Genomic DNA, 7,800 nt, shown 5'->3' with positions numbered 1-7,800 from the left:
CTTCGCCAATGAGGTGCCGGCCTTCAACCCGCTCAAGCTCATCACCGACGCCCGCGCTCCCGACAGCAACGGAGATTCGGACGTGGCGCTCGACGAGGCGGAGGTCTCCTTCGTCACCCATGATCTCGGCGCCGTGGGCGTCGAGACTCAAAGCGCCCAGCTGTCGCTCGAGGAATGTCAGGCGCAGGTCATCGAGCAGGTCAAATCCTCGATCGCGGCCGGACCAAAGGCGGCGCTGCCCTTGCCCGGACAGGCGCTGCTGTCGCGCACCAGCCGCGCGTCGATCGATCCCATGGCGCTCGCCTACGCGACGCCGGGCAGCTCGCCGCTCACGGCTCCTTTCTCGTCCATCGAGGTGCGCATGGTGCCGGAGAATGTGACGGTCGCGCCGCGCGACACGCCGCAGCCGACGCAAATGGAAGAAAAGCTCGCGGTCGTGCGCCACGGCGAGAACCTCACGGACATCCTCGCCGCCAATGGCGTTCCGCGGGCGCGCATCGACGCCGTCGCCGCCGCCTACCGCGGCAAGCGCGGCGATCCGGTGCGCGAGGGCCAGCGGGTGAAACTGCTGTTCGCGGATTTCGACGGATCGGGCAAGAACATGCAGCTTGCGCGGATGTCGGTCTACAACGACGACGTCGTCGAATCGATCGTCGCCGCGACGGACAAGGGCACTTTCGTGCAGACGCCGACCGCGCCCGCTCCGATCGCGCGCAAGGCGCCCAAGCGCTACATACCCGCCCTCGAGGACCTCGGCGACGAGGAAGACGATTCCGGGGCCATGCGCCTCTACGATTCGCTATATGAAACGGCCCTCAAGCAGCAGGTGCCCCGCCCGATCATCAATGAGATGGTGCGGGTCTTCGCCAACGACGTCGATCTGCAACGCGGCGTTTCCGGCGGCGATACGCTGGACCTCTTCTACGACGAACCAGACGACGGCTCGGTTCCCGGCCGCGACGCCCTGCTTTTCGCGTCGCTGACGACACACAACGAAACCTATCGCTACTATCGCTTCCAGACCACGGACGACGGCCTCGTCGATTATTACGACGAGAACGGACGCTCGAGCCGCAAATTCCTCGTGCGCAAGCCGATCTCGATCGGCGAGACGCGATCCGGCTTCGGCATGCGCCGCCATCCCATCCTCGGCTATTACAAGATGCATACCGGCGTCGACTGGGCGGCGCCCATCGGCACGCCGATTCTCGCGGCCGGCAATGGCACGGTCATCAAGGCGCAATGGGATTCGGGCTATGGCCGCCGCGTCGAGATCCAGCACGCCAACGGCTACATCACGACCTACAATCACATGTCCGGCTTCGCCCGCGGCATCACCGAGGGCGTTCGCGTCAAGCAGGGCCAGACGGTCGGCTTCCTCGGCTCCACGGGACTTTCGACTGGTCCGCATCTCCATTACGAAGTCATGGTCAACGGCCATTTCGTCGATCCGATGCGCGTGAAGCTCGCGCGCACGCGCGAAATCGAGGGCCGCATGCTGGCCGATTTCAAGAAAGAGCGCGACCGCATCGATTCGCTCATGGCCAAGGCCCCCAACAATTCTAAGGTCGCCTCTCGCCAGGGAAGCGGCGGCAATCAGACGAAATAGACGGATCATTCCGGTCCGGTTCGAGCCGGAATGATCCTAGCGGCCGCCTGCGCTCGCCAATGCGGCGCGGCTGCCGCGATCTCTTCAAGCGGCGACGCGCAGATCCTCTTCGTAGGCCACCGGCGCGAATTTCGCCTCGCGGACGCAGCGGGCGATCGCCTCGATCGACGCCATGGCGGCCCGGTTGAGCGATTCACGCGGGAATTCCACCCCGAATTCGCGCTCGACGGCGAGCAGCAGGCGGATCGCCGTATAGGGCGTCAGCCCCAGCTCATAGAGATTGGCGCGCGGCGTGAGGTCGGACGCGGGAATGGCGAGTCTGGCTTCGCGGTCGATGAGGCGGCGGATGGTCTCGAACATTGTTTCTCTCCCAGTCGATCGAGTTTCGATGGTGAGAAGGTAGCGGCCCGCACGGTCAATGTTGGTGCGCCGGCGCACACCGCTCGCGCCTAGCTGAATGACCCCAATCGCCGCCGCACATCCGACGCGCTCACGCCGTCCGCCCGCAGGGCGCGCAATGTTGTCGAGGCGCGGCTTTTCGACAGTTTTTCCCCATCCTCGTCCAGCACCAGATCGTGATGCCGGTAACCCGGCTCTGGCAGTTCGAGCAGCCGCTGCAACAGACGGTGCAGGCTGGTCGCGTTAAAAAGATCGCGCCCCCGCACCACATCCGTCACGCCCTGAATCGCATCATCGACTACGACGGCGATATGATAGCTCGCGGGCGTATCCTTTCGCGCCAGCACGACGTCGCCCCACTGCGCAGGGTCGGCCGCAACAGCGCCCAAATTGAATTCCTGCCAGGTCAGTCCCTGCCCCGCGAGCGCGACCGCCTTCTCCATGTCGAGTCGCAACGCCACCCCGCCCTGCCTCAACACTTCGCCGGCGGGACGGCGCGGCTTGTCGCGGCATGTTCCGGAATATAGCGGCGCGCCGTCGGGATCGCGCGGCCAGCCGTCATGCGCCGCCGCGAAATGCGCAATATCCGAGCGTTTGCAGTCGCAGGCGTAAAGCAGCCCCATATCGTCGAGCCGCGCGAGCGCGCGCGCATAATCGTCGAAATGTTCGGACTGACGGCGCACGGGCGTTTCCCATGCGAGGCCGAGCCAGGCGAGGTCTTCATGGATCGCCGCCTCGAACTCCGGCCGCGCGCGGCCAGTGTCGATATCCTCGATGCGCAAGAGAAAACGCCCGCCGCACTCGCGAGCGAGCCTGAAATTCAGCAGCGCGGAATAGGCATGGCCGAGATGGAGAAATCCATTGGGCGACGGCGCGAAGCGAAAGCAGCGTTGCGAGGGGCCGGGCATGAATCGTTTAGAGCCGAATCCGCGATGAACCGCAACGGGGCTTCGCCCCCTGCATCAGGCCGGCAGCGCCTTTCTCAAAGGACGCCCGAGGGGAAAGGACGCGTCTACCGCTCCTGTCCGATTTTCTCCTACTACATTTGGATGATGCGACGTCCGGCTGACGGATGCAATTTCATTCCCGTCTGAACGCCCTGCCCTACTGGAAAATTTCAAAGTGAGCTGCTGCCGGTTTCGTGGACGCCGAGAAACGGTGTTTCATGAGGCCGGAGGTTTGTTATGGCGAGACGGATATTCAGTCGGGAGTTCAAGGTCGAGGCGGTTCGGTTGGTGAAGGAGCGCGGCGTCACCGTCGCGCAGGCCTGCCGCGATCTGGATGTGCATGAGAACGTGTTGCGGCGCTGGGTTCGGGAGCTGACGACGGATCCCGTGCAGGCCTTCCCCGGACACGGCCAGCAGAAGCCGGAGCAACTGGAGATCGAAAGGCTGCGCCGTGAGGTCGCCAAACTGCGGGCGGAGCGCGACATTCTAAAAAAGGCCGCAGCCTTCTTTGCGAGGGAAGCGAAATGAGGTTCGCTTTCGTCGCAAAGCACCGGAGCGTCTGGCCGGTGGCGTGGCTCTGCGAAGCGCTGGACGTGTCCCGATCGGGCTTTCACGCCTGGCTGCGTCGCGGGCCGAGCGCCCGATCGGTCGCGGACGAGGAGCTGACAAAGAAAATCCGCGCGAGCTTCGTGGGCAGCGCCCGAACCTACGGCGCCCGCCGCGTCTGGCGGGACGTTCTAGCCGAAGGCGTCTCCTGCGGCCTGCACAAGATCGAACGGTTGATGCGGGCAAACGCCTTGCGGGCGCGACCGCGTCGCCGGGGTCAGCCGAAGGACGACGGACAAAGGTCGGCGGTCGTCGCGCCGAATGTTCTCGACCGGCAGTTCGCCGCGCAAGCGCCGAACCAGAAGTGGATCGCCGACTTCACCTATATTTGGACGGCGGAAGGCTGGCTCTACGTCGCCGCAGTCATCGACCTGTTCTCGCGAAGGGTCGTCGGCTGGTCGATGAAAGCCGAGATGACCGCTGGTCTTGTCGCGGATGCATTGATGATGGCGATCTGGCGTCGCGGCAAGCCGGACGCCTTGCTGCATCACTCCGACAGGGGCAGCCAATATACGAGCGAGCAGTTCCAGCGCCTCATGGCCGACAATGGCGTCGTTTGCTCGATGAGCCGATCCGGCAATGTCTGGGACAATGCGGCGATGGAGAGCTTCTTCTCTTCACTGAAGACGGAGCGGATCGGGAAGAAACTCTACCGCACGCGTGACGACGCCCGGGCAGACGTCTTCGATTACGTCGAGCGGTTCTACAACCCCGTCCGCAGGCATTCGACGATCGGCTACGTCAGCCCGGTTGAGTTCGAAAAGAAGGTGGGAGTAACTTAACTCGGCGTCCACGAAACCGGCAGCAGCTCAAAGCGCCCATTTCATTTTCAGGACAAACTGCATGGAAAAGACGTCTCTTCCCAATTCGATCCTGTCGGAATACGCCGGGGAACGACGGACGGCGGCGGCCGACAGAATTGCGATGGACAGAAGCTTGCTGTGGGGCGTTTCAGATCATCAGGAGAGGGGCGGAAAACGATTTGCTGATCGCTATGTTGGCCTTGCGAATGACGCGGCCCACGCGTCCGAGAGAGGCGTGTGGCAGTATTTCAGACAGCATCGCAGACTGATCGGCCGACAAGTCGAGGTGCAGGACGAGCATGGCCGCGTCTGGCGCGGGATCAATGGCGCGTCACAGGATTATCTCGGGCTTGCAACGCATCCGCTGGTCGTGAACGGCGCCAAAGCCGCGATCGAGACCCACGGCGTTCACAGTTCCGGCTCCGCCCCTATGGGCGGCGGCATGACTCTGGCTTCCGTCGTCGAGTGGAAGATCGCGACGGCCACGGGACTCGAACATGTCTGCCTGTTTCCGACCGGCTGGGCGGCTGGCTACGGCATTATTTACGGACTGGTGCGAAGGCGGGACCATGTCGTCATCGACAGTCTCGCTCATAATTGCCTGCAGCATGGAGCCGCGGCGGCGACCCCGAACGTCCACCAGTTCATGCATAACGATTTTTCGAGCCTTCGCAGGAAACTGGAGCGTATTCGCAGGAAGGACGTGGATGGCGCAATACTGATCGTCACTGAGGGCCTGTTTTCGATGGATTCGGACACGCCGGATTTCGAAGCCATTATCCGGTTGAAGGAGGAGTTCGACGCCCATCTGCTCGTCGATGTCGCACATGACTTTGGCTGCCTCGGTCCCGGAGGCAAGGGCGCTCTCGCTGAAACCGCCCCCTATTCGGAAGTCGATTACGTAATAGGGTCGTTTTCAAAAACATTCGCCTCGATCGGCGGCTTTCTGGCGACGAATTGCCTCGCGTCGAAGCGCGCAATTCAAGGCTATTCGGGGTCCTACACTTTTTCCAATTATCTCATTCCCTCTCAGCTTGGCGCCATCGACGCGGCGCTCGACATCGTCTTTTCGGAGGAAGGCGACGCGCTGAGGAAAAAGCTCGTCTCGAACACGGCGTTTCTGAGGGATTGCCTGTCGCAGAGCGGCGTATCGACGATCGGCCGTGTTTCAGCGATGACGATCGTTCCGGCGGGTTCGCAGGGAGTGGCGCGGCTGGCCTATAAATACCTGATGGAAAAAGGCGTGATCGTCAATTGCGTCGAGTTCCCCGCCGTGCGCAAAGGCGAGGCGCGCTTCAGAATTCAGCTGACGCCCCACCACAGTCCCGGCGAAATAGAAACGATCGCCGAGGGCGTCGCCGCGGGATTGCAATGGGCGCGCAGGCAAATCGAGTCCGTCGGTCTGCGCTCCACCGCGGGCGATTAACTCAGGCGCCGGCTGCCGACACTCTCGACCTGACGATCTCCAGCGCCGCCGCGAACGCTTCCTCGCGATCGAGATCGCTCGTATCCAGCGTCACGGCGTCATCGGCAGCCTTGAGAGGCGCGGCGCTGCGTTCGCTGTCGCGGGCGTCTCGCTTCTTCACGTCATCGAGAATCGCGGGGAAATCCACATCCTCGCCACGACTGGCGAGTTCGAGCGCACGGCGCTGGGCGCGCGTCTCCGGCGAGGCGGTGACGAAGATCTTTACCGGCGCTTCCGGACAAATGACGGTCCCGATGTCGCGCCCGTCGAGCACCGCGCCTTCCGGCCGCGCGGCGAAATTACGCTGCATGTCGATCAGCGCCGCGCGCACCGCCGGCATGGCCGCGACGACGGAAGCCGCCTCGCCCATGTCGCGCGCGCGAAGACGATCCTCTTCAAATTCGGTGAGCGACAGGCCGCGCGCAGCGGCGACCGCCGCCTCGACATCGTCCAGCGGCAGCCCTTCGTCGATGAGCGCGCAGGCGGTCGCGCGGTAGAGCAGCCCCGTGTCGAGATGCGGCAGGCCGTAATGCTCTGCAAGACGGCGGGCAAGCGTTCCCTTGCCGGACGCCGCCGGCCCGTCGATGGCGATGACGAAGCTCACGAGAAGCGCGCTCCGAGTGTTTCCATCAGCGCGCGGAACGAGGGGAAGCTCGTCGCGATCATCGTCTCGTCGTCGACCGTCACCTTGCTCTGCGAAGCCAAACCCATGACGAGAAAGCTCATGGCGATGCGATGGTCGAGATGGGTCTCGACGACGCCCCCGCCCTTCACGGCGCCGCCGCGCACGATGAGATCGTCGCCGACGATTTCGCAATCGACGCCATTGACCGCGAGTCCCGCAGCGATCGCCGCGAGACGGTCCGACTCCTTCACGCGCAATTCGGAAAGCCCGCGCATGCGCGTCTCGCCCTGCGCGAAGGCGGCAGCGACGGCGAGTATCGGATATTCGTCGATCATCGAAGGCGCGCGCTCAGCGGGAACATCCACGCCGCGCAACGATGAAAAGCGCGCGCGCACGTCGGCGACTTCCTCGCCGCCCTCGTCGCGACTGTTGCCTAGCGTAATGTCGGCGCCCATTTCCTGCAGCGTCGTCAGCAGGCCGCTGCGCAATGGATTGGTCATCACGCCTTCGACGACGATATCGGAGCCGGGCGCAATCAGCGCCGCGACGATCGGAAAGGCGGCGGATGACGGATCGGCAGGGACGCGCACTTCTCGCGCGACCAGTTCCGGCCGGCCTTCCAGCGTGATCTTGCGGCCATGCGCTCCGTAAGGTTCGCTCGTCACCTTCGCGCCGAAATGCGCCAGCATTTTCTCGGTATGATCGCGCGAAGCCTCGGCCTCGATCACGACCGTGCGGCCCGGGGAATTGAGCCCGCACAGCAAGACGGCGGATTTGATCTGCGCCGAGGCGACGGGCGTCTTGTATTCGACCGGCAGGGGCTCGCTCGCGCCCTGGAGGACAAGCGGCAGCCGTCCGCCTTCAGCCTGCTCCAGCACCTGCGCGCCCTGCAACGCGAGAGGATCGAGGATTCGCCTCATCGGCCGTTTGCGCAGCGAGGCGTCGCCATCGAACCGCGCGACGATCGGATGGCCGGCGACGACGCCCATCATCAGCCGCGAACCCGTCCCAGCATTGCCGAAGTCGAGCGTCTCGGTGGGCTGAAGGAGCGAGCCCAGTCCCGCGCCCCAGACGCTCCATGAGCCGGGAGCGTGGCGAACGACCTTCGCGCCTAGCTGGCGGCAGGCCTGAGCCGTGCGCAACACGTCCTCGCCTTCGAGCAGCCCCTCGATACGCGTCTCGCCGACGGCCAGAAGCCCGAAAATCATCGAGCGATGAGAAACGGATTTGTCGCCCGGCGGACGAACGCGACCGGCAAGGGGGCCGGAAGCCTGGGCGCTGAGCGGCGCGGCGGGAGCGTGGGAGGCGGCGTCCAAAATGCGAGCCCTTGGGTAGCGACGCAGGGG

The 7,800-nt window shown here is 64.2% G+C and carries 7 protein-coding genes (1 of these 7 only partly in view); 3 read left to right on the top strand and 4 right to left on the bottom strand.

The window, feature by feature from the left end; all coding sequences use genetic code 11:
* Positions 1-1,609: the 3' portion of a M23 family metallopeptidase gene (locus LG047_RS17440; RefSeq protein WP_227967991.1), read on the top strand. It extends 446 nt beyond the left edge of the window; only the last 1,609 of its 2,055 coding nucleotides appear in the window; its start codon lies off the left edge, out of view; its stop codon occupies positions 1,607-1,609.
* Between the two features lie 84 nt (positions 1,610-1,693).
* On the opposite strand, the gene LG047_RS17435 is transcribed toward LG047_RS17440, so the two are convergent.
* Both LG047_RS17435 and gluQRS read right to left on the bottom strand, forming a co-directional pair.
* A complete protein-coding gene (locus LG047_RS17435) occupies positions 1,694-1,969 on the bottom strand; it encodes a phosphopantetheine-binding protein (RefSeq protein ID WP_036280230.1) in 276 nt (91 codons plus the stop codon).
* Between the two features lie 89 nt (positions 1,970-2,058).
* Complete coding sequence (gene gluQRS, locus LG047_RS17430) at positions 2,059-2,916, bottom strand: tRNA glutamyl-Q(34) synthetase GluQRS (RefSeq protein WP_227967990.1); 858 nt, start codon at positions 2,914-2,916, stop codon at positions 2,059-2,061.
* Positions 2,917-3,192: 276 nt separating this feature from the next.
* Between gluQRS and LG047_RS17425 the strand changes: the two genes are divergently transcribed.
* A protein-coding gene (locus LG047_RS17425; RefSeq protein ID WP_370634952.1) for an IS3 family transposase occupies positions 3,193-4,343 on the top strand; the annotation gives its coding sequence in 2 pieces (ribosomal slippage) (positions 3,193-3,454 and positions 3,454-4,343; 1,152 coding nt in all).
* Between the two features lie 61 nt (positions 4,344-4,404).
* Positions 4,405-5,790, top strand: a complete 1,386-nt coding sequence (locus tag LG047_RS17420; protein WP_227967989.1) for an aminotransferase class I/II-fold pyridoxal phosphate-dependent enzyme — start codon at positions 4,405-4,407, stop codon at positions 5,788-5,790.
* Position 5,791: 1 nt separating this feature from the next.
* Here the strand turns inward: LG047_RS17420 and cmk are convergent, their stop codons facing one another.
* Positions 5,792-6,433: a (d)CMP kinase gene (cmk, locus tag LG047_RS17415; RefSeq protein ID WP_036280224.1), complete on the bottom strand. Its 642-nt coding sequence runs from the start codon at positions 6,431-6,433 to the stop codon at positions 5,792-5,794.
* Positions 6,430-7,770, bottom strand: a complete 1,341-nt coding sequence (aroA, locus tag LG047_RS17410; protein ID WP_255679592.1) for a 3-phosphoshikimate 1-carboxyvinyltransferase — start codon at positions 7,768-7,770, stop codon at positions 6,430-6,432. The genes cmk and aroA overlap by 4 nt, the downstream gene beginning before the upstream one ends.
* Between the last annotated feature and the right edge of the window lie 30 nt (positions 7,771-7,800).

It is taken from the genome of Methylocystis sp. WRRC1, assembly GCF_020733155.1.
In the GTDB taxonomy this organism is placed as follows: Bacteria; Pseudomonadota; Alphaproteobacteria; order Rhizobiales; family Beijerinckiaceae; genus Methylocystis.
This window is presented reverse-complemented; position numbering and strand designations above follow the sequence as displayed.